This is a genomic window from Thermodesulfovibrio sp. 1176 (genome assembly GCF_029946585.1).
Classification (GTDB): domain Bacteria; phylum Nitrospirota; class Thermodesulfovibrionia; order Thermodesulfovibrionales; family Thermodesulfovibrionaceae; genus Thermodesulfovibrio.
This window is the reverse complement of the sequence record NZ_JARZRZ010000001.1, coordinates 179,438-200,739: the sequence shown is the minus strand read 5'-3', so window position 1 is coordinate 200,739 and position 21,302 is coordinate 179,438. Positions and strand designations below refer to the sequence as shown.

The window sequence follows — 21,302 nt, the reverse complement described above, 5'->3', positions numbered from 1 at the left end:
TTTTAACCCTTTAAATTAAATTTGATTAAGAATTTATATACTGGCACCTTATTGTATTCAGTCTGCTGAGATTCTGTTAAATTTACATTCTGAAATTCTGAAACAGATTTAAGATTATCTACGAAGGCAACTATATTAAGATTGGAAAAGCCCATACCCTCAATATCTACAGAATTGTCATTAAAATTTATTCCTGTTAACCATATTCCTTCAGGCATTTTTTTAGCAATTGTATTTAAAAGATAAACAGGTACTGACTGCTTCTTTTTTAATTCTTCTATTAATTTTGTCTTCGTCTCAATATCCTTATTTAAAGCTTCAAATTTTTTTACCTCTTCAATTTTTTGTTGAAGTTGGGCAAGTATTTTTTTCTGTTCCTCTATTTCCTTTTTAAGGCTTGATTTTGTAATTTCCATGTAAGCAAAGACTGCCAATACTAACAGGACAACTACTCCAATTGGTAAAGCAAGTTTAAGTAAAACATCCTTTGATACTCCCTCAGCTATAGGTCTTACAGTCCTCTTTATCTCTCTTTTAGGTAAAAGATTTATCTTTATCATTTTATTTTCTCCGTACCCCTTAAAGATAAACCTATTGAGATTGATGATATTGCAGAGTATTTTTGCATTTTTGATGAAATATCTTTGTGAATCTTAATATTTTTAAAGGGATTAAAAAGTGATATGTCAATATCAAGCCTTTCCTGTAAACTCTGTAAAAACAGAGGAGATACCGTAGGTATTCCTGTAATATAAACCTTTTCAACAGGATTTTCAGGATTTATTGTTTTAAAGTATTCTACCTGTCTATATATTTCTGCTGAAACTTCATCAGCGTAATTTCTTATTTCATCTTCATTGGCATTTTCAATAGGTATATTGTAAGCATTGATGCTATCTCTAATATATAATGGCTGTCTGCCTTTAACAATATTAAAATTAATAACATTTTCAGCAATATTTACAATAGCAGATACTGAAGGTTCTTGATAATTAACTTCATAAACATTATAAAGGGCAAGGCAACTAATATCAGCTACAAGAGGTATCATTCCAGCTTTTTCCAATATGTTGGCATAATCATTAACAAGTTCTTTTAATGCAACAGCCACAATTACCTTGCTTGTATTTTTATTTTTTGATTTTTCTATTATTTGATAATCATAGAAAACTTCTTTCACGCTAAAAGGTATATATTTGTCAAGTTCCATGGGAAGGTTGAGCTCTATTTCATTTTCATCAATATATGGAAGTTCAAGAATTCTAATTGCTGAATTAGTTGGTCCAGATATTGAAAAGGCAACCTGAGGATTTTTTAGCTCAAATTTTGCTGGAATTTTTATTAAATTTTTTAGAAGTGTATCAATATCAGCAATGCCTGTACTTTTTACAACTCCTTCTGGAAGTTCAAATATCTCCCAATTTAAAAGCTCATATCCACCCTTTTTTCTAACTAAAGCAGATTTAATAGCGGAGGGTTCTATTTCGATACCTATCATCATAAGTTATGTATAGTTGTATCAAATTTTTTAACTTTTGTCAATAGTTTTTTTTATTTTTTAAAAATTTTTTAAAAATTTTTTCATAACTTTTACTGGAGCAGGTTTAGATGTCCATATTTCAAAGGCTAAAGCTGCTTGCCAAAGTAACATACCAAGTCCACCAATAGTTTTGCATCCAATTTTTTTTGCTTCTCTCATTATCGAAGTTTCTGGATATACAATATCATAAAAGACATGTTCTTTTTTAATTAAAGAGGGATTAAGTGGCATAGGGTCCTTTTCTTTTAAACCTAAGGAAGTAGCATTGATTATTATTTGAATTTTCTCCATCACTTCATTGTTTAACTCTTCAATTACTTCAATCTTACCAATTCCACTAAAAGAAGCCTTAATTTTATATGCCTTTGATAGGGTTCTATTAAAAATGTATAGGTTACCACCTTCCTTTAAAATTCCATAGGCAATAGCTTTTGCAGCTCCTCCAGCACCTAAAATTAAAATGTTTTTATCTTTTACTGAAACTTTCTCTTTCTGTAAAGATATGATAAAACCCATTGAATCTGTGTTAAATCCTTTAAGTTTTCCATTTTCATTTAAAATGGTGTTGACTGCTCCTATGTGTTTTGCCTCTTCTGATAATTGATCAAGATACTCAATTACAGCTTCTTTATGGGGAACTGTGATGTTTACACCAATTAGATTCAAAGCTTTTATTGCCTGAACAGCTTCTTTTAATTGTTCTCTTTTTACATTAAATGGAACATAGCAGTAGTTAAGTTTAAGATGTTTAAATGCTGCATTGTGCATAAGGGGAGAAAGGGTATGTTCTATCGGGTCTCCAAATATGCCTATAATCTTTGTCTTTCCATTAATCACAAGTTCTATTCTATCAGGTAAAACTTCCTGCTTGCAAACATTCTTTTCTTTATTATATGATGTAAGATTATTCTAAAAATTTTTGGGAGGGGTTCCATGCAAGAATCTATGAAAGCCTATTATGAGGAAGTCAAAAATTTCAAACTCGAAGCACCAGAGACTTTTTCTTTTCCCCTTGATGTCTTTGATAAATGGGGTGATGCTACAGCTCTTATATGGACAAATGGAGAAATCACAGAGAAATTCAGTTTTAATGATTTAACTGTCCTTTCAAGTAAATTAGCAGGTGGGTTTAAAACGCTCGGAATAAACAAGGGAGACAAGGTTTTAGTATTATTACCAAATATACCTCAATGGTGGGTGATTATACTTGCTTTAATGAGAATTAATGCTGTTTCCATCCCTGGGACAACCCTTTTAACAACAAAAGATATTGAATATAGATTAAAGGCAGCACAAATTAAAGCAGTAATCTCAGATTCTGAAAATGCATCAAAAATTGAAACAGCGGTTAACAATTATGAAAAAGATATTATATTGATAAATGTTGATAACCAAGCTGGATGGAAAAAATACAATGATTTATTCAATAGTGAACCTTTTATGGGTGAAAGAACATTATCAAAGGACCCTGCCTTTATATTTTTCACTTCAGGAACAACAGGTTTGCCTAAAATGGTACTTCATACACAGGTAAGCTATCCCCTTGCCCATAAAATCACAGGAAAGTTCTGGCTTGATTTAAAACCTGGTGATATCCATTGGAATTTATCAGATACTGGTTGGGCAAAGGCTGCGTGGTCAAGTTTTTTTGGACCATGGAACATGGGAGCAACAGTTTTTACCTATTTTAGAAAGGGTAAATTTTCTCCAGCCCTTATTGTTGAAACTTTGAAAAAATACGAAATAAACACTCTATGTGCACCACCTACTGCATACAGGATGATTGTAAAAGAGTATCCCCTTAATGAATTGAAATTTAAAACTGTAAGACATTTTGTTGCAGCTGGAGAACCTCTTAATCCTGAAATTATAAATATATGGAAGGAAGCAACTGGTGAATGGATTTACAATGGCTATGGACAGACTGAAACAGTAAACACACTTGCAATGTTTAGATTTATCCCAATGAAAGCTGGTGCAACAGGGCTACCAACTCCGGGGTTTCATATTGATGTAATAGATGATGATGGTAATCCTCTTCCACCAAACACTGAAGGTAATATTGCCATAAAAATAAATCCTCAAAGACCTGTTGGTCTTTTCCAAGAATACATAGGGGATAAATTAGAAATGGCTTCCGCATTTAAGGGAGAATGGTATTACACAAGAGATCGCGGATATAAAGATGAGGAAGGATATTTCTGGTTTGTAGGTAGAGAGGACGATGTTATAATAAGTGCTGGCTATCGTATAGGACCCTTTGAAGTTGAAAGTGCATTGATTAAACATCCTGCAGTAAAAGAAGCAGCGGTTGTTGCAAGCCCCGATGAAGTTAGAGGAGAGGTTGTTAAAGCCTTTATTGTTCTTACACAAGATTATACACCCTCTGAGGAACTAATAAAAGATATTCAGGATTTTGTTAAAAAAGAAACAGCGCCATATAAGTATCCAAGAAAAATTGAATTTGTTGATGAACTTCCTAAAACAATAAGCGGTAAGATAAAAAGAAAGGAACTAAAACTTAAAGAATTTGGTAAATTAAAATAAACATGTCTTATATTGCTGTCATAGGAGCGGGAAGCTGGGGTACAACCCTTGCTTCTCTGCTTTCAAAAAAGGGATTTGATGTAATAGTCTGGGCAAGGGAAAAGGAGATAGTTGATTCTATTAATAACAAAAGAGAAAATATTGTTTATTTACCTGGAATTTCTCTCCCAGAAAGTCTTATCTGCACTGACGATCTTTTTGAAGCAATAAAAAAAGCCCGATTTATTATAAATGTTGTTCCAACTCAGTTTATAAGAAATGTTTTTTCCCAACTTAAAAATAAAATTAATGACGAAAATATTATTGTAAGTGCATCAAAGGGTATAGAAAAAAATACTTTAAAAACCCCTTCACAAATTCTTGAGGAAATTCTTAACAAAAAAATATATGTTCTTTCTGGACCAAGTTTTGCGATAGAGGTTGCTAAAGAAAAGCCAACTGCTGTTACAATTTCAGGAGCAAATATAAAGGAAAGGCTTTTGCTACAGGAGATATTTAGCACTCATTATTTTAGAGTTTATGAACACGATGATCCTATTGGTGCAGAAATCGGAGGAGCAGTAAAAAATGTAATTGCTATTGCAAGTGGAATTTGTGATGCCCTTGAACTTGGCAACAATGCAAGGGCTGCACTAATTACAAGGGGATTACATGAGATAATGAGACTTGGTAAAAAAATGGGAGCAAAAGAAAGAACTTTTTCAGGATTAAGCGGACTTGGAGACCTCTTTCTTACCTGCACTTCTACTCTTTCAAGAAACTATACTGTTGGATATAGACTTGGAAAGGGCGAAACTTTTGAGGAAATTACAAAAAGTATGCGCTCAGTTGCAGAAGGAGTTGAGACAAGTCAATCAGCAATGGAACTTTCAAAAAAATTAGAAATTGAAATGCCCATAACAGAACAAGTGTATCAGGTAATTTATGAAGGTAAAGATCCCAAAAAAGCTACTGATGACCTTATGAACAGGACTCTGAAACCAGAGTTTTATTAAATAATCCTTCCATCAATTCTTCTGTAAGCTCTTGCAATTTGATGAAAAATTTGTTTAATTTTCTATTCCTCCGATTATCATCAATTTTACTAAAATTGCCGTGAGGTCAGTGCTGTCCAGACTGAGTAGGTTGCCATTCTGAACGAAGCGATAGCGTAGTGAAGAATCCCCTCCTTGTTAAAAAAAAAGAGACCCTTCGGCTTTGCCTCAGGGTGACAATTTGAAGGTCATTCTGAGGGCGTTAGCCCGAAGAATCCCCTACTTTTTTCCATATCTAGAGAATAACGAGAAACTCCTCAGGACATTAAATCCCATTGGAATGACAGAAAAGGAGGGAACCTTTCCCCTTCACTTCGTTCAGACTAAGGATGACAAAAACTGAAAAATTCCTCAGGCTTTGCCTCTGGAGTCCTCCTTGAGATATTAAGTCCTTAAGAATTATAAAATGAGTGAAATACAGCCTTTCTTCAATCGGCAATTTCAAATATTATGAATTAATTGAAAATATAAAGAACTCTTTGGTATCATTTTCAATATGCTTTTAATATGTTCCATATTAATTTTGCTTGTCTTCTCTTCAGCATGGGCAGAAAAAATATGTCTTAGACAGATTGACGGTGAAATGGTTTATACAAATCTTTGTGGAAAGGAAAGTAAAAAATTATCAACAAAAAAAACCTCCTTTGAAGTAGATTCTTCAAAGAAGGAAACATTTAAATATTCAAAAGATGAACTTGAAAAAATTGTAGAAGAAAAATCAAAACTTTACGGTGTTGACCCAAAACTTATAAAGGAAATCATAAAGGAAGAATCAAATTGGAACATAAATGCAGTATCTCCAAAGGGAGCAATGGGAATTATGCAGCTTATGCCTTCAACAGCACTTTTGCTTGGCGTGAAAAATCCCTATGACCCCATTGAAAATATTGACGGAGGTATACGCTACATGAAATATCTTCTTGAAAAATTTAATGGCAATATAAATCTTGCTTTGGCAGCTTACAATGCAGGACCTAATCTTGTTGAATCTTTAGGAAGAATTCCAAACATTCCAGAAACACTGAACTATGTAAGAAGAATTTCACTCAGATATAATGGAGTTTTACCAGTCCAAAGTGAAACTGCTAAAACAAGAAAATCCCTTCCCATTAAAGCTATAATTCTCTCTGATGGAACTGTACTATACACAAACAGAGAGGATATTTATATATGGTCAACGAGACAGTAAAGGAAATTTTTGAATTAAAAAAACAAAAAAATGCTGTTATTCTTGCCCACAACTACCAGAGAGAAGAAATTCAGAATATAGCCGATTTTGTAGGTGACTCCCTTGAATTAAGCAGAAAGGCTGTGGAGCTTGAATGTGATATTATTGTTTTTTGTGGAGTTCACTTTATGGCAGAAACTGCTTCAATCCTTAATCCTGAAAAAACTGTGCTTTTACCAGAGATAGACGCAGGATGTCCAATGGCTGATATGATTGATGCAAGAAAGCTGACTAAGTGGGCATCCCAATTCCCTGATACTCCAGTAATTGCCTATGTAAACACCACAGCAGAAGTTAAAGCTTTAAGCTATGCCTGCTGTACCTCTGCAAATGCTCCTGAAATTGTTAAGGCTGTTCCATTCGAAAAAATTCTTTTTGTCCCTGATAAGAATCTTGCTGATTGGGTCAAAAGAAAAGTCCCAGAAAAAGAGATAATTCCATGGGATGGCTTCTGCCCGACCCATCACATGATAAAAAAAGATGATGTAATAAGAAGTAAAGAACTCTATCCAAATGCCTTAGTAGTTGTTCATCCTGAATGTAGACCTGAGGTTATTGATTTAGCTGACCATGTGGCATCAACATCTGGTATGGTTCGGTTTGCTAAATCATCTTCGGCAAAGGAATTTTTAATTGGCACTGAAACAGGACTTATTTACAGATTGAAAAAGGAAAATCCCGATAAAAATTTTTATCCCTTGAAAAAAACAATGATATGCCCTAATATGAAAGTCACCACCCTTGAAAGTGTTTTGACAGCTCTTAGGGATATGAAACATATAATAAAAGTACCTGAAGACATAAGATTAAAAGCAAAAGAAGCAATTGAAAGAATGTTTACCCTCTATAAACCAAAGAATTAATGACTAATAATCCTCTCCATCGGAAAATAACTGAAGAGATAAAAAAGAGAAATATAATTCCCTTTGATGAATTTATGGAATTGGCTCTTTACTTTCCAAATCTTGGCTACTACACCAGAGATAACATAGAAATCGGGAAAGAAGGGGATTTCTTCACAGCTTCTCATCTTGGCAAAGTTTTTGGAATTCTTTTAGTTAGATACATCAAAATTTTATGGGAAAAGCTGGAATACCCGCAAAATTTTTCTATTACAGAAATTGGTCCTGGAATGGGATACCTATGTGAAGACATTATGGAAGAATTATTAAATGAACACAATATCACTACATCAAACTTCCAATACAATCTCGTTGAAATAAATCCATATTTAAAAAAAAGACAACAGGAGAGGCTGGCAAAATATCTTGACTACATAAGATGGTATTCTTCCATAGATGAGCTATTTAATTTAAATGGTGTGGTTATATGCAATGAAATCTTCGATGCCTTTCCTGTGAGAATTTTTGAAGTTAAGAAGGGAAAACTTTTTGAAGTATATGTAACAATTGATGAAAAAGGAGATTTTATTGAAAAACTAATGCCTGCAAGAAAGGAAACCTTTGAATTTATACAAGAGTCTGCTCAACATGTCTTAGAAATAGACGGATACCGTTCAGAGATAAATCTTAGAATGAAAGATTTCATTGAAAAGCTCTCAAAGGCAGTTAAGAGGGGATTCTTGCTCATTTTTGATTACGGATGGAACAATGAAGAATATTACAACCCTCAAAGAAATAAAGGTACCCTTCTTTGCTATTATAAACATACAATAAATGAAAATCCCTATATAAATGTTGGACTGCAGGACATAACAAGTCATGTTAATTTTTCTGTACTTCAAAAATGGGCTAATGATTCTGGATTTAAGATAATAGAATATATGTCACAGAGTAAGTTTCTTGTATCCCTCTGTGATGAACAATTACTTGAAAGATTGAAAAAACAAGAACTTATTGATAAATTTAAAAGACTCATACTTCCTCAAGGAATGGGTGAAACACATAAAGTTCTAATATTCTTTAAGTCATAATATTAAAAAAATGTAGATAAAGAAAGTTATCTTGAGCCATTTTATGCTCCCACAATTCCTAGTTTTTGTGATTCTGACACCTGATATTTTTTCGTCACCCTGATCCACTATTTTTGTCACCCTGAGGGACGAGGTCCCGAAGGGTCTCACAAAGGAATGAGATTCTTCGGTCGCTTTCGCTCCTCAGAATGACCTCTTCAAGTTGTCATTACGAGGGGTTCAATACCCCCCCCGAGGAATCTTTCATTAAAGAATCTATATGGGGAAAAAAAGAGGAGATCCTTCGGCTTCGCCTCAGGATGACGAGAAAAGGTAAATTCATTTTTTATATCAGCAATTTCAAGATAAAACTTGAGATTTTTTATCTAAGATTGCTACTATAAAAAGATTTAAAAAATTTGGAGGTGAAATATGAAGTTTTTGACATTAATATCTGATGCCTATGCAATGGGACCCGCACCACAGGGAGGAGGACAGGGTGACCCAATAATGAGCCTTGTTGCAAGTCTTTTGCCTCTTATTTTAATTATCGTTGTCTTTTACTTTTTACTCATCAGACCTCAACAGAAAAGAGCAAAAGAACACAGACAGATGCTTGAAAATCTGAAAAGAGGAGACAAAGTTATAACAGTTGGTGGAATTTACGGTGTCGTTGAAGCTGTAAATCCAAATACGGTAGTTTTAAAAATTGCTGAAAATGTAAAGGTTAAATTTTCAAAACAGTCAGTTGCTGCCTTAAGACCACCAACAGATGAAGATTAATGTAGGATGGGATTCTTCGGCACTTTGTGCCTCAGAATGACAAGGAAAAGAAGATTTAGAATGACGGAAAAAGAGACTCGGACGTTGTCCTGAGCCGAAGCCCTGCGCCTAAGCGAAGGGTCAGCGAAGGGATGACAAAAAAGAGTTCTCGAAATGATAAAAAAAAGAACATGATGACAGGAAAGAAAAATCAGTATTAAAAAAAGTAAAGGGAAAAAATAACCATGAGAAAAGGCATTTACATCAGGGGTTCGCTTATACTGTTGACTGTTATTTTAGCATTTATATTCTTTTTGCCAAATACTCCTCTTTTTAGTTACATGCCCGATTGGTGGAAAAAAAATATGCCTAACAAAGGAATTGTTCTCGGACTTGATTTAAGAGGTGGCTCCCATCTAATTTTTGAAGTTGACATTAAAAGAGCTCGGGAGATAACAGTTGAAAGAATTGGAATGCATCTGCAGAGTCTTCTTGAAAAAAAAGGAATAAAAGCCACTGTAAAGGCTGAAAGAGAAAAAATAACTGTTCAACCAGTAAATGATGAGGTAAAAAAGCTCATAAAAGAAAACTACCCTGACCTTTCTTTTTCTGAACAAGGTGGTTATCTATTTTGCGAAATACCAGAAGAAGCCTTTAAGAGAGTTGAAACTACTTCAGTTGAGCAGGCAATTGAGGTAATTCGTAACAGAATTGACCAGCTTGGTGTGGCTGAACCAACAATACACCGCCAGGGTGAAAATGAAATAGTCATTCAGCTTCCAGGAGTAAAGGATCCTAAAAAAGCTCTTGAAATAATCGGAAAAACTGCTCAACTCGAATTTAAACTCCTCGATGAAGAAACTCCTCTATGGAAAGAACTTCCATCTCTTATAAAAGCAGGAGAAGAAGAGGTATTTCTCAATCAGTGGAAAAATAAAATTCCTGAGGGTGATGAAATTGTCTTTCAAAGGATTGTAAACAAAGAAACAGGAGAAGTTTATAAAAGACCCTATATCGTTAAAAAAGAAGTTTTACTTACTGGAGACCTCCTTGCTGAAGCCCATGTAAGCATTGACCAGAGATTTAATGAACCCTATGTATCCTTGAGATTTAATGATACGGGAGCAAAGATTTTTGAGGAGATTACAGGGAAATATGTAAAAAGGAGACTCGCTATTATTCTTGATGGAAATCTCTATTCAGCACCTGTAATACAGGAAAAAATTGAAGGTGGAAATGCTCAGATTTCTGGCAATTTTACTTTGGAGGAAGCAAAGGACCTTGCAATTGTCCTTAGAGCTGGTGCGCTTCCAGCACCTGTAAACCTTATTCAGAATGTAACAGTTGGTCCAACTCTCGGAAGAGATTCCATAGAAGCTGGAAAAACAGCAGTAATTATCGCAGCGATATTTGTAGCTTTATTCATGATTGTTTACTATCGTTTAAGCGGAATAATTGCTGATTTTGCTTTAATTTTAAATATTTTTCTTCTTATTGGTGCCCTTGCTGCTTTAAACGCAACCCTTACACTTCCCGGTATTGCAGGAATCGCCCTTGCAGTAGGAATGGCTGTGGATTCCAATGTTTTGATGTTTGAAAGAATAAGAGAGGAACTAAGACTTGGTAAAACACCCAAAGCTGCTATTGAATCGGGATATAAAAAGACTTTCTGGACAATATTTGACTCCCATGTAACAACACTTATAACAGCAGCAGTTCTTTTTCATTTTGGTTCAGGACCTATTAAAGGATTTGCAGTAACTCTCTCCCTTGGCGTTGCGATAAACCTTTTTACAGCACTAATTGGAACAAAAACAGTCTTTGATTTCATATACATTGGAAAGGAGCGCAGGAGTCTGAGCATATGATACAGATACTTGGAAAAACAAACATTGATTTTTTAGGTAAAAAATATATTGCCTTGGGATTTTCTTGTTTAATAATAATTTTAGGAATATTTGCAATTTTTCAGATTTATTCAGGTAATGCCAATCTTGGTGTTGATTTTGCTGGAGGAGTAAGTCTTCAAGTAAGATTTTCACAACCGGTAACTCTTGCAGAGGTAAGAGCAGTAATTGAAAAGGCAGGAATAAAAGATGCAGATATACAGGAGCTTCCGACTGAAAAAAAGATTCTTATAAAACTAAAAAAACAACAGGAAGGTGCTCAAGAAAAAGTTGAAAGAGCTCTTCAAGAGAATTTAGCAAATAAAGAACCTTTGATTGAATCAATAACTCAAATTGGTCCAAAAATTGGAGAAAGAACAAAGAAAGATGCTTTACTTGCAATAATTGCTGCTACTATTGGGATACTTTTATACATTGCAATTAGATTCAGATTTCACTTTTCAATTGGTGCAACAGCAGCTACCTTCCATGATGTTATGGCAGTAATTGGAATTTTCTATCTCCTTGACAAGGAGATAAATCTAATTTTTATAAGTGCTCTTCTTACAATTGCTGGATACTCTTTGACAGATACAGTTGTAGTCTTTGACCGAATTCGTGAAAATCTTGGAAAAGTTGCAAAAGGAACAATAACTCTCGAAGCACTGATAAACAAAAGCATCAATGAAGTTTTATCAAGAACAATTATAACCTCTCTTACAACTTTTATGGCAGCAACAGCATTATTTTTATTTGGTGGAGAAGTTTTACACGATTTTGCCCTTGCTATGATGCTTGGAATACTAATTGGTACCTATTCATCCATATTTGTTGCAAGCCCCATAGTGCTTTTGCTTGGTAAAAACTCTCTTTTAAAGAGATAAAATGCATTACAGTGAATGGATTGTTGTTAAAACAAATGAGGCTTATCTTCAATATCTTTCAAAGGCATTGAATATATCAGTTCCCCTTGCACAAGTTCTTGTATCAAGGGGACTTAAAGACTTAGATGAGATTTATTCCTTTCTGAATCCTTCAATTGACCTGATAGATCCTTTCAGTATTTCTGGAGTTTATGAATCTGCAAAAATAATTAATGATGCAATCCATTCAGGGAAAAAAATTTTAATAAATGGTGATTACGATGCAGATGGATTAACGGGAACTGCAATCCTCTATGACCTTTTAAAGAAAAGAGGAGCCGATGTCTTTTATCATATACCACACAGAATTCATGATGGATATGGTTTAACACATAAAAGCATTGAAATAGCAAAAAAATTTGGTGCAAAACTAATTATCACTGTTGATTGCGGTATAAAAGATTTTGAGGCAGTTCAATATGCAAAAAAAGAAGGCATAGATGTGATTATTACAGATCATCATGAACCTTTAAGAATAAATGAAAATGTTACTCTTCCTGAGGCTTTAGCAGTAATAAATCCGAAAACTGATAAAAACTCAGCCTATGCATTTTTAGCTGGAGTAGGAGTTGCCTTTATACTTTCAATGGCAATAGACCGAAAAAAGGCAATGGAGTATCTTGACCTTGTAACCTTAGGAACCTATGCAGATATGGTTCCCCTTAATACCATTAACAGAGCAATAATAAAAGAGGGATGGAGTCTCATTGAAAACCCTTACAGAAAATCAATCAAAATACTGAAAGAAATTGTTGGAATAAATTCTAATAATATTAAAAATTTCCATTTAAGTTACTGCCTTATACCAAGAATAAATGCTCCAGGAAGAATTGATCATGCAGGAGATGTAGTAAAATTTTTTACTTCAGAGGATATTGAAGAACTCTCAACAATTGGTCAGTGGCTTAATCAGGTAAATTCCTTAAGACAGAAAACAGAGGAAAAAATTTTAGGGGAGATAGAAAAAAAACTCGAAGAAGAGTTTAATGATGAATCTGTAATTGTACTTTGGGATGATTGGCATGTTGGAGTTGTTGGCACAGTTGCAAATAAGCTTATAGAAAGATTTAGTAGACCTGTTTTTATACTTTCAATAGACGAAAATAAAGCAAAGGGATCTGCAAGGGCTCCTCAGGGTTTTGATTTACAGGAATTGTTGCTGGGATGTAAAGATCTGCTTATTAGATTCGGAGGGCATAAACAGGCAGCAGGATTAATGCTCTATAAAGAAAATTTAAGAGAATTTAAAGAAAGAATTTGCAGATTAGCTGACTCTTTGTTTACAGATACTAAAAACGTACTTCAGTTAGACGCTGCTGTAACTTTAGGAGAGGTTAATGAAAGGGTTGTTGATGAAATAAAATTACTTGAACCCTTTGGAGAAGGAAATCGTGAACCCCTTTTTGGAGCAAAGGAACTTACTGTGGTAAACTTAAGAAAGGTTGGAAACAATCATTTAAAAATGTTTTTGAGACAGAATGGAAACAGTATTTCTGCAATAGGTTTTGAAATGGCAGAGGAAAACATTCTTGAAGGATGCCTAATTGATGCAGCCTTTACTCCATCAATAAACGAATGGGAGGGGATGAAAAACCTTCAACTTCAACTTAAAGCAATAAGAAGGGCCCAAAGATGAGGTTTACTGTTACAGATAGACATTTTGTCATTCTGAGGCACGAAGTGCCGAAGAATCTCATCCTTAGAGATTCCTCGGGACATCGAGTCTCTCGGAATGACAAACAAAGGAGACAAAGATGAGGTTTACTGTTACAGATTTATTAAATAAAAAAAAGCAGAGAAATAAGATTACAATGCTTACAGCCTATGATTATCCCTTTGCACACCTTGTAGATGAAGCAGGAATAGACATGATTTTAGTAGGTGATTCCCTCTCAATGGTTGTTCAAGGGAATGAAACAACACTGCCTGTTACAATGGATGAAATGATTTATCATACAAAGATTGTTGTTAGATCAACCCAGAAAGCAATGATTGTTGCTGATATGCCCTTTATGTCCTATCAAGTAAGTGTTGAGGAAGCAGTAAAAAATGCAGGCAAACTTATAAAAGAAGCAGGTGCCCATGCTGTAAAACTTGAAGGAGGAAGGGAAATTCTTCCACAGGTTAAAGCTATTACTGAGGCAGAAATTCCTGTTATTGGACATCTCGGACTTACTCCTCAGGCAGTACTCAGAATGGGAGGATACAGGCTTCAGGGGAAAACAGAGGAGCAGGCAAAAAGAATAAAAGAGGACGCATTGAGACTACAGGACAAAGGTGCAGTAGCAATAGTACTTGAAGTAATTCCTGCTGAGCTTGCGAAGGAAATTACTGAAAGTCTTGATATCCCTACAATTGGTATAGGAGCAGGTCCATACTGTAATGGACAGGTTTTAGTAATTCATGATTTACTCGGACTTTTTGAGAGATTTACACCAAAATTTGTAAAAAAATATGCAAATTTAAGAGAAGAAATTTTAAAGGCTATTAAGCAATACAAAGATGAAGTTGAAAGGGGAATTTTCCCTAATGATGAGCATTCTTTTTAAGGAGGCAGAATGTTATCACCTGAAAAACAACTTGAAATTATAAAAAGAGGAACTGTTGAAATAATTCTTGAAGAAGACCTCAAAAAAAAACTTGAAAGAGCTTACAAAGCAAATAAACCTTTAAGAATAAAAGTCGGATTTGACCCTACTGCTCCAGATATTCATCTTGGCCATACTGTGCTTCTTGAAAAAATGAGACAGTTTCAGGAACTTGGTCATGAAATAATATTTTTAATCGGTGATTTCACGGGAATGATAGGAGACCCATCAGGAAAAACAGAAACAAGAAAACCGCTTACAAGAGAAGAAGTTTTAAAGAATGCTGAAACATACAAAGAACAGGTTTTTAAAATCCTTGACCCAGAAAAAACAGTGATAATGTTTAACAGCAAATGGTTTAATGAAATGACAGCCCTTGATATGTGCAGACTTGCAGGAGCTGAAACAGTTGCAAGAATGCTTGAAAGAGAAGACTTTAAAAAGCGTTTTACAGAGGGTCGTCCAATAACGATTCTTGAATTTCTTTATCCACTACTACAAGCCTATGACTCTGTTTATCTTAAAGCTGATATAGAACTTGGAGGCACAGACCAAAAATTCAATCTTCTTATGGGAAGACAATTAATGAAAATATACGGAATGGAAGAACAGGTAATAATCACAATGCCTCTTTTGGAAGGACTTGATGGTATTCAAAAGATGTCAAAGAGTCTTGGAAACTATATTGGTATTAATGAACCAGCAGATGAAATGTTTGGGAAAATAATGTCCATAAATGATGAATTAATGCTTAAGTATTATGAACTTTTAAGCCATATCTCAGTGCAAGAATTAGAAGAACTTAAAAGAAACATTAAAGAAGGCAAAATTAACCCAAGAGATGCAAAGGAGGCTTTGGCTGTTGAGATTGTTACGAGGTATCATGGTAAACAACAGTCAGAAAAAGCAAGAGATAGATTTATAAAACTTTTTAGAGAAAAGGACATTCCAGAGGACATTCCAACCATCGAAATTAAAGATGAAGGAGAAGGAGTTTGGATACCAAAAATAATTAAAGAACAGGGTATTTCAAAAAGTACTTCTGAGGCAATAAGACTCATAAAACAAAATGCAGTAAAAATAAATAATGAAGTATTAAATAATTCAGATACTAAACTAAAAAAGGGTGATTATATAATAAAAGTGGGTAAAAAGAGGTTTCTTAGGGTTAGAATAGTTTAAAAATTTCTTGATTTTATTATGTGAGAGTAGAAAGAAGCAGCTTTTGTAGGAATTCTTCTGTAATTTTTAAAATCAACTTTGTAAAGACCAAATCTTGCATCAAGTCCGTGAAGCCATTCGTAATTATCAATCAAAGACCAATAAAAGTATCCTCTTACATCAATACCTTCCTTTATAGCACTTTCAATCACATCAACATGAGCCTTAATAAATTTCATTTTTTTGTTGTCATCCTTTGTTGCAATTCCATTTTCAGTAATTATTAAGGGAACTTGAAGTTGAGAAGCATATCTTAAAACTTTTTTCAATCCTTTGGGATAAATCTCCCAACCCATATCAGTAAGTCCATGACCATCTATGTCTCTGTGTCTAAACTCAACAAATAATTTTTTAAAGGGATTGAAACGCATGTGAATCCTTGTGTAGTAATTAATCCCGAAAAAATCAAGCTTGCCTTTTATTGGAGCATCTATTTCATAGGATTTTAGAGTTGGAAGCTTTATAATTATTTTACCATTTAAGAATCCCTCAATTATTGAATGATTATAAAACCTCTTTGCAAGTTTTGCTAAAACTCTATCAAAGAGATTCCATTTCATCCACGGTGCGAATACTGCCATGTTATGGGCTATGCTAATTTGGGAATTTTTATTTTTTAAATGAATTAGGTCATAAAGATGGGAATGACAGACAAGAATATTTTTAAGTGCCTTGATTCCTAATTCAAAATCCTTATATCCAGGAGGTATACATCCTTCAATGTATCCTCCAAGTATTAAAAGATAGGGTTCATTAAAGGTGATAAAGTAGTCAACATCTTTAATTGAATCTGTAAGTTTATCAATGTATTTTATAAATTTTTCAACAGATCCTCTTTTATGCCAGGGGTATTTGGTTATAAACCATACAGGATGAGTAAAGTGATGAAGTGTGACCATTGGAGTAATGCCGTAATAATTTAAAAGATCAATGATTTTTTGATAATGTATTACAACTGCTTCATTCCATGTATCTTCAGTAGGTTGGATTCTGCTCCATTCTATGGAGAATCTGTAAGCATTCACCCCAAGATTTTTAATGAGTTTTATATCCTCTTTGTATAGTTCATAATGATTTGTAACTTTTGGATTAAGATTTAAAACACTATCCCATGTAGCCCAGTCCGCATATGGTGAGCCTTCAAGTTGAAAAGCAGAGGTTGCCACACCCCAGAGAAAATTTTTATTAACGCCTTTTTGAAGGAATAAAGATTTCAACTTCTGTTCCTTTATAATACTCACTTTTTATGGAAATATCTCCACCAATAAAAAATAAAAGCTGTTTAGTAATAAAAAGTCCCAATCCCGAGCTTTCACAAAGAGTTTCATATCTTTTTTCTAAACTACAGTAAGGAGCGAAAATTTTATCGAGTTGTTCCTGTTTTATACCACATCCTGTATCTTTCACATTAATCAAAACACCGTCTTTTTTTTCATCAATTGTAAATATAATGTATCCCTCTTTAGTAAATTTTGCAGCATTTGAGGAGATGTTTAATAAAATTTGCCTTATTTTAATAGGATCAGAAGTAATATAAAATTCCTTTTGTGAGGGATTGAATTCAACTTCTATATTTTTTTCCTCTATCATTATTTTTGTTAAATCTACTATTTCGTACAAAACCTCTATAATATCAAATTCTTCTATGTAGAGTTCTTCTCTATCAAAACTTATTCTTCCAAATTCAATAGTATTTTGTATAAATGTTTTAAGATACAGAGCTGATGATAAAATCAGTGATAGATATCTTTTTATTTTTGTTTCATCTGAATTATGGATGTTGAGCTCAATAAGTTTTGCAGAGTTGATTATAGTATTCAAAGGAGATTTTAATTCATGAGAAAAAAGAGCGAAATACAAAGAAATTTTATCATTAATCATTTCTCCTCTCCTTAAAGACTATAGATTTTTTTTGTTCTTTTGACCTTCTTTTTGCCTCTGCCTTTACATCTGCAGATATAGAAGCAAGGTGAGCATAAGATGTTATTTTTCGCATTTCGGTGCTTACAATTGCGCAGCTAAGTGAAAGTAATCCAAATAATTTCTCTTCTTCCTTTCGATTTTTACCAATATAGTATCCCTTAATAAAATCATCTCCATGAAACTCAGGTAAATAAGACTCAAAGGATTCAATTATTTTTTCACAAATTTGTAGTGAGTCTTCACAACTTGACAGCAATATAAAATCATCTCCACCAATGTGTCCAACAAAGGTTCCTTTGTAATTTTTTGATATTTCATAAATAATTCTTCCAAGAACTGTAATTACCCTGTCACCCCTGCTAAAACCATAGTGGTCATTGTATGGTTTGAAGTTGTTTATATCAATGTAAACAGTATCGAAGTGTTGTTTATTTAAAATCCTTTTTTCTATCTCTCTTTGTATTACCCAATTTCCAGGAAGTCCTGTAAGTGGGTTTGCTTCTTTTGCAAGCATTATAGCTTTTTGAGTTATAGCATTTAAAAGAATATTGACTGAAATAGTACCAAAGTACTTATCATCTTTATTTACTATAATATCATCGTATATATTATCAATTGCTCTTGATTGAACGAGAATTGATACCTCCTCTAAGGTTAAATTATACTCAACAATTAAAGAAGGTTTTTCCATAACTTCACAAACACATTTTCTGGAATTTAAATGAATGCCGTAGCCATATTTACCTAATACTGTCTTTTCTAAGAATCTTATTCTATTTAATTGACCAATTACTCTTTCTTGTTCATCAATCACTGGAATTAAGCTAAGTTTCTCATCTTTCATAAATCTAAGAAAAGCCTCATTAATATTTGTCTTTGAAGTTATCGGTGGTATTCTTTCAGCTATTTCTCCTATTGATAGATCCAAAATAATAAGTTCATTTTTATTTTGTTCAACTTTATTGATCATCATTATCTCTTATATTTGAAGTAGGCATTCCAAGATAATAACCCTGTAGAAGATCAATCTGAAGTTTCAAAGCTTCTATAAGCTCCAACTGATTTTCTATTCCCTCTGCTACAACCATTATACCTCTCTCATGACAGAGATTAACTGTAAAAGAAACAAAGGACTTACAAATTGGATTTTCTTTGAGACAGGATATAAAGTGTCTATCTATTTTTACTATATCTGGCTCAATTAGACTTAAAAGTTTAGGTCCACCAAAACCAGCTCCAAAGTCATCAATAGCTATTTTATATCCCAAATTTTTGTAGTAAAAAACTGATTCAATAAAAATATCGTAATTTTCAATTGCTGTTTGCTCAGTAATTTCAAGAACAATTTTTTCCTTTGGGAAATTAAATTCCTTTGTAAATCTGTCTGTTAGCCCTATAGTGTGTTGAGGATCTAATAGAGTTTCCGGACATATATTTATGAAAAGATAATCTTTAAGCCCCTGTTTTGATGCCTCTTTGATAGCGTTTCTTCTGCATAACATATCAAGAAGATAAATAAAGCCTTTCGATTTAGCATCATCGAATAATTTTTTTATATTGATTTTTTTTTGTTTATGCCTTGTAAGGGCTTCATATCCGAAAACTTTGCTTGTTTTTGAATGAAATATTGGTTGAAAATGGACTGTTAACTGAGAGTACAAATTCTCATAAATTTGGTTTGATTTAAGAGTTCCAAATTCAGCATATGGCATATATTCCTCCGAGAGAGAATTTTTTATTTTGATTATTACAAAAAAATGTTACGACAATTTTAAAAAAATGTTAATTTTTAGTTAAATCTCGTCAAAAATTTAACAAAAATTTAATTTTCTTTTAATATTCGTGTAACTTTCTGATGCTATTATCAAATTAAATAATGTTACTTTGTGATTTTCATATTCATACTAAGTATTCCGATGGTTCATTAGAGTTAAAAAAAGTTGTTGACCTTTTTGGTCAGGCAGGATTTGATGTGATAGCAATAACAGACCATGTTGTAAATGGAGACAGTCTCATAGGCAAATTAGCTTATAAATTCAGATTTACAATCACAGAGAAAAACTTTAATGAATATCTTGAAAATATTGAGTATGAAGCACAAAGAGCTTGGAATAAATATGAAATGCTTGTAATACCAGGGGTTGAAATCAGTAAAAACTATTTATCCTCAGACAAATCTGCCCATATCTTAATACTTGATATTAAGAACTTTATTCCTGCTTGCGGTAGTTATGAATCAATATTTCTTGAAGCAAAAAAACAAAATGCTCTTGTAGTTGCCTGCCATCCCCATCACATGAAGGGAGAAATAAGAAACACCCTCTATCTTTGGAAAAACAAGCAGAAATATGGCAAGTATATTGATGCATGGGAGATTGCAAACAGGGATGATGTTTTTAATGTTGTAAGCCTTAAAAAATATCCCTATATCGCAAACAGTGACTTTCATAAGGCAAGACATCTTTATTCATGGAAGACTCTACTTAACTGTGAAAAGGATAAAGAAACTATAAAAACATGCATTAAACACAACAAAGGCGTTGCAATAACCCTTTTTAGGAGGTAAAAATGCTTTTATGGGTAATATTAATTCTTTTAGGCTTAAGTTTTATAATTTATTTTTCCCAAATTTTGGCATTAAGAAAAAAGCTGAGGGAAGAGATTCCTAACAGTTTTACCCAGCCAATTTCTATTATTAAGCCACTTAAAGGACTTGATGACAATTTATTTGACAATATTGAAAGTTTCTGTAAACAGGATTATCCTGAATATGAAGTAATTTTATCTCTTGAAAATCGCAATGATCCTGCATACAGAGTTGCTGAGAAAATAAGAAATAAATACCCTGATAGAGTAACCATAGTCATTGATAACTCCAGTAAAGCTTTAAATCCAAAGGTAAGAAATATGATAACTGCTTACAAAATTTCAAAATATGATTATTTTCTAATTAGTGATAGTAATGTCTATGTTGATGCTGATTACTTGAGAAAAACATTTGCGTCAATGACTGAGGATGTCGGACTTGTTACTAATTTAATTGTTGGTGTAGGTGGAAAAAGTTTTGGTGCAGTATTGGAAAATCTTCAGCTTAATTCATTCATTATATTAAGTGTTTGCCTTCTTGATAAGTTTCTTAAAATGCCCTGTAGTATTGGAAAATCTATGTTAATGAGAAAAAAGGATTTTGAAGAGATAGGAGGATTTAACGCAGTTCAGGATGTATTAGCAGAGGATTATTTAATTGGTAAATTAATGCATGAAAAAGGGAAAAAAGTTGTTCTTTCAAATTACATGATTAAAAATATAAATGAATACTGGTCAATAAAAAGATTTTTTAACAGACATACGAGATGGGCAAAAATTAGATGGAAAATTGGAGGAGTTAAATACTTTACAGAACCTTTAGCAAATCCTGTTTTTATTGCTTCTTTAATCCCTCTTTTCTATGCCTTTTCTAATTTATCATTAATTTTGCTTTTACTGTCTGTGCTAATAAAAACAACTGGCGATTACTTGGTAATGAGAATGATTAAAGAAAAACCAGGAATTCAGATAATGTTTTCACCAATAAAGGATTTAATGTCTGGAATTATATGGTTTGTTCCCTTCATAACATCAAAAGTCAACTGGCGAGGCAATCTGTATTTAATCTCTGAAAATACTGTACTTATGCCAGTTACGGATAGTTCATTAAAACGAACCTATTTGAAATTGAAAACAATATTCAGCCATTAA

At 33.2% G+C, this 21,302-nt stretch carries 20 protein-coding genes; 13 read left to right on the top strand and 7 right to left on the bottom strand.

Annotated features, from left to right (window positions below; translation table 11 throughout):
• Nucleotides 1-2: 2 nt before the first annotated feature.
• Genes QI155_RS01055 through aroE form a run of 3 tightly spaced genes read right to left on the bottom strand, consistent with a single transcriptional unit; the run spans nucleotide 3 to nucleotide 2,377 of the window.
• The gene (locus tag QI155_RS01055; RefSeq protein WP_281320934.1) at nucleotides 3-560 is read right to left on the bottom strand and encodes a PilN domain-containing protein; all 558 of its coding nucleotides are present in this window, start codon (nucleotides 558-560) and stop codon (nucleotides 3-5) included.
• On the bottom strand, nucleotides 557-1,498 hold the full coding sequence (gene pilM, locus QI155_RS01050) for a pilus assembly protein PilM (RefSeq protein WP_281320933.1): 942 nt from the start codon (nucleotides 1,496-1,498) through the stop codon (nucleotides 557-559). Before pilM ends, QI155_RS01055 begins: the two co-directional genes overlap by 4 nt.
• Nucleotides 1,499-1,558: 60 nt before the next feature.
• A complete protein-coding gene (aroE, locus tag QI155_RS01045) occupies nucleotides 1,559-2,377 on the bottom strand; it encodes a shikimate dehydrogenase (RefSeq protein WP_281320932.1) in 819 nt (272 codons plus the stop codon).
• 96 nt (nucleotides 2,378-2,473) lie between these two features.
• On the opposite strand from aroE, the gene QI155_RS01040 reads away from it, so the two are divergent.
• From QI155_RS01040 to tyrS, 11 genes are all read left to right on the top strand, one after another.
• Nucleotides 2,474-4,087 carry an acyl--CoA ligase gene (locus tag QI155_RS01040; RefSeq protein WP_281320931.1) on the top strand — a complete coding sequence of 538 codons (1,614 nt, stop codon included), beginning with the start codon at nucleotides 2,474-2,476 and terminating at the stop codon, nucleotides 4,085-4,087.
• A gap of 2 nt (nucleotides 4,088-4,089) precedes the next feature.
• Nucleotides 4,090-5,082 (top strand): NAD(P)H-dependent glycerol-3-phosphate dehydrogenase, encoded by a 993-nt coding sequence (locus tag QI155_RS01035; protein WP_068858944.1) that lies wholly within the window; start codon nucleotides 4,090-4,092, stop codon nucleotides 5,080-5,082.
• A gap of 535 nt (nucleotides 5,083-5,617) precedes the next feature.
• Nucleotides 5,618-6,310 (top strand): lytic transglycosylase domain-containing protein, encoded by a 693-nt coding sequence (locus QI155_RS01030; RefSeq protein ID WP_068860420.1) that lies wholly within the window; start codon nucleotides 5,618-5,620, stop codon nucleotides 6,308-6,310.
• Nucleotides 6,292-7,212, top strand: coding sequence for a quinolinate synthase NadA (nadA, locus tag QI155_RS01025; RefSeq protein ID WP_281320930.1), 921 nt, complete (start codon nucleotides 6,292-6,294; stop codon nucleotides 7,210-7,212). Before QI155_RS01030 ends, nadA begins: the two co-directional genes overlap by 19 nt.
• Before the next feature lie 74 nt (nucleotides 7,213-7,286).
• Entirely contained in the window at nucleotides 7,287-8,282 is a 996-nt protein-coding gene (locus tag QI155_RS01020; RefSeq protein ID WP_281320929.1) for an SAM-dependent methyltransferase, read from the top strand.
• A 411-nt stretch (nucleotides 8,283-8,693) separates the two neighbouring features.
• Nucleotides 8,694-9,044 carry a preprotein translocase subunit YajC gene (yajC, locus tag QI155_RS01015; RefSeq protein WP_281320928.1) on the top strand — a complete coding sequence of 117 codons (351 nt, stop codon included), beginning with the start codon at nucleotides 8,694-8,696 and terminating at the stop codon, nucleotides 9,042-9,044.
• A gap of 224 nt (nucleotides 9,045-9,268) precedes the next feature.
• Nucleotides 9,269-10,891 carry a protein translocase subunit SecD gene (gene secD / locus QI155_RS01010; RefSeq protein ID WP_348650814.1) on the top strand — a complete coding sequence of 541 codons (1,623 nt, stop codon included), beginning with the start codon at nucleotides 9,269-9,271 and terminating at the stop codon, nucleotides 10,889-10,891.
• Nucleotides 10,888-11,793 carry a protein translocase subunit SecF gene (secF, locus tag QI155_RS01005; RefSeq protein WP_281320926.1) on the top strand — a complete coding sequence of 302 codons (906 nt, stop codon included), beginning with the start codon at nucleotides 10,888-10,890 and terminating at the stop codon, nucleotides 11,791-11,793. The genes secD and secF overlap by 4 nt, the downstream gene beginning before the upstream one ends.
• A 1-nt stretch (nucleotide 11,794) precedes the next feature.
• The gene (gene recJ / locus QI155_RS01000; protein WP_281320925.1) at nucleotides 11,795-13,468 is read left to right on the top strand and encodes a single-stranded-DNA-specific exonuclease RecJ; all 1,674 of its coding nucleotides are present in this window, start codon (nucleotides 11,795-11,797) and stop codon (nucleotides 13,466-13,468) included.
• Between the two features lie 118 nt (nucleotides 13,469-13,586).
• Complete coding sequence (gene panB, locus QI155_RS00995; RefSeq protein WP_068860410.1) at nucleotides 13,587-14,381, top strand: 3-methyl-2-oxobutanoate hydroxymethyltransferase; 795 nt, start codon at nucleotides 13,587-13,589, stop codon at nucleotides 14,379-14,381.
• A gap of 9 nt (nucleotides 14,382-14,390) precedes the next feature.
• Entirely contained in the window at nucleotides 14,391-15,602 is a 1,212-nt protein-coding gene (gene tyrS / locus QI155_RS00990) for a tyrosine--tRNA ligase (RefSeq protein ID WP_281320924.1), read from the top strand.
• Here tyrS and QI155_RS00985 read toward each other — a convergent pair.
• Genes QI155_RS00985 through QI155_RS00970 form a run of 4 tightly spaced genes read right to left on the bottom strand, consistent with a single transcriptional unit; the run spans nucleotide 15,599 to nucleotide 19,276 of the window.
• The gene (locus QI155_RS00985) at nucleotides 15,599-16,882 is read right to left on the bottom strand and encodes a family 1 glycosylhydrolase (protein WP_281320923.1); all 1,284 of its coding nucleotides are present in this window, start codon (nucleotides 16,880-16,882) and stop codon (nucleotides 15,599-15,601) included. The two genes, tyrS and QI155_RS00985, sit on opposite strands and share 4 nt — an antisense overlap.
• Nucleotides 16,827-17,522, bottom strand: coding sequence for a HAMP domain-containing sensor histidine kinase (locus QI155_RS00980; protein ID WP_281320922.1), 696 nt, complete (start codon nucleotides 17,520-17,522; stop codon nucleotides 16,827-16,829). The genes QI155_RS00985 and QI155_RS00980 overlap by 56 nt, the downstream gene beginning before the upstream one ends.
• On the bottom strand, nucleotides 17,515-18,534 hold the full coding sequence (locus tag QI155_RS00975; RefSeq protein ID WP_281320921.1) for a GGDEF domain-containing protein: 1,020 nt from the start codon (nucleotides 18,532-18,534) through the stop codon (nucleotides 17,515-17,517). Before QI155_RS00975 ends, QI155_RS00980 begins: the two co-directional genes overlap by 8 nt.
• On the bottom strand, nucleotides 18,524-19,276 hold the full coding sequence (locus QI155_RS00970) for an EAL domain-containing protein (protein WP_068860402.1): 753 nt from the start codon (nucleotides 19,274-19,276) through the stop codon (nucleotides 18,524-18,526). Before QI155_RS00970 ends, QI155_RS00975 begins: the two co-directional genes overlap by 11 nt.
• A gap of 164 nt (nucleotides 19,277-19,440) precedes the next feature.
• Between QI155_RS00970 and QI155_RS00965 the strand changes: the two genes are divergently transcribed.
• Both QI155_RS00965 and QI155_RS00960 read left to right on the top strand, forming a co-directional pair.
• Entirely contained in the window at nucleotides 19,441-20,130 is a 690-nt protein-coding gene (locus QI155_RS00965; RefSeq protein WP_068860400.1) for a PHP domain-containing protein, read from the top strand.
• 2 nt (nucleotides 20,131-20,132) lie between these two features.
• Complete coding sequence (locus QI155_RS00960) at nucleotides 20,133-21,302, top strand: ceramide glucosyltransferase (RefSeq protein ID WP_281320920.1); 1,170 nt, start codon at nucleotides 20,133-20,135, stop codon at nucleotides 21,300-21,302.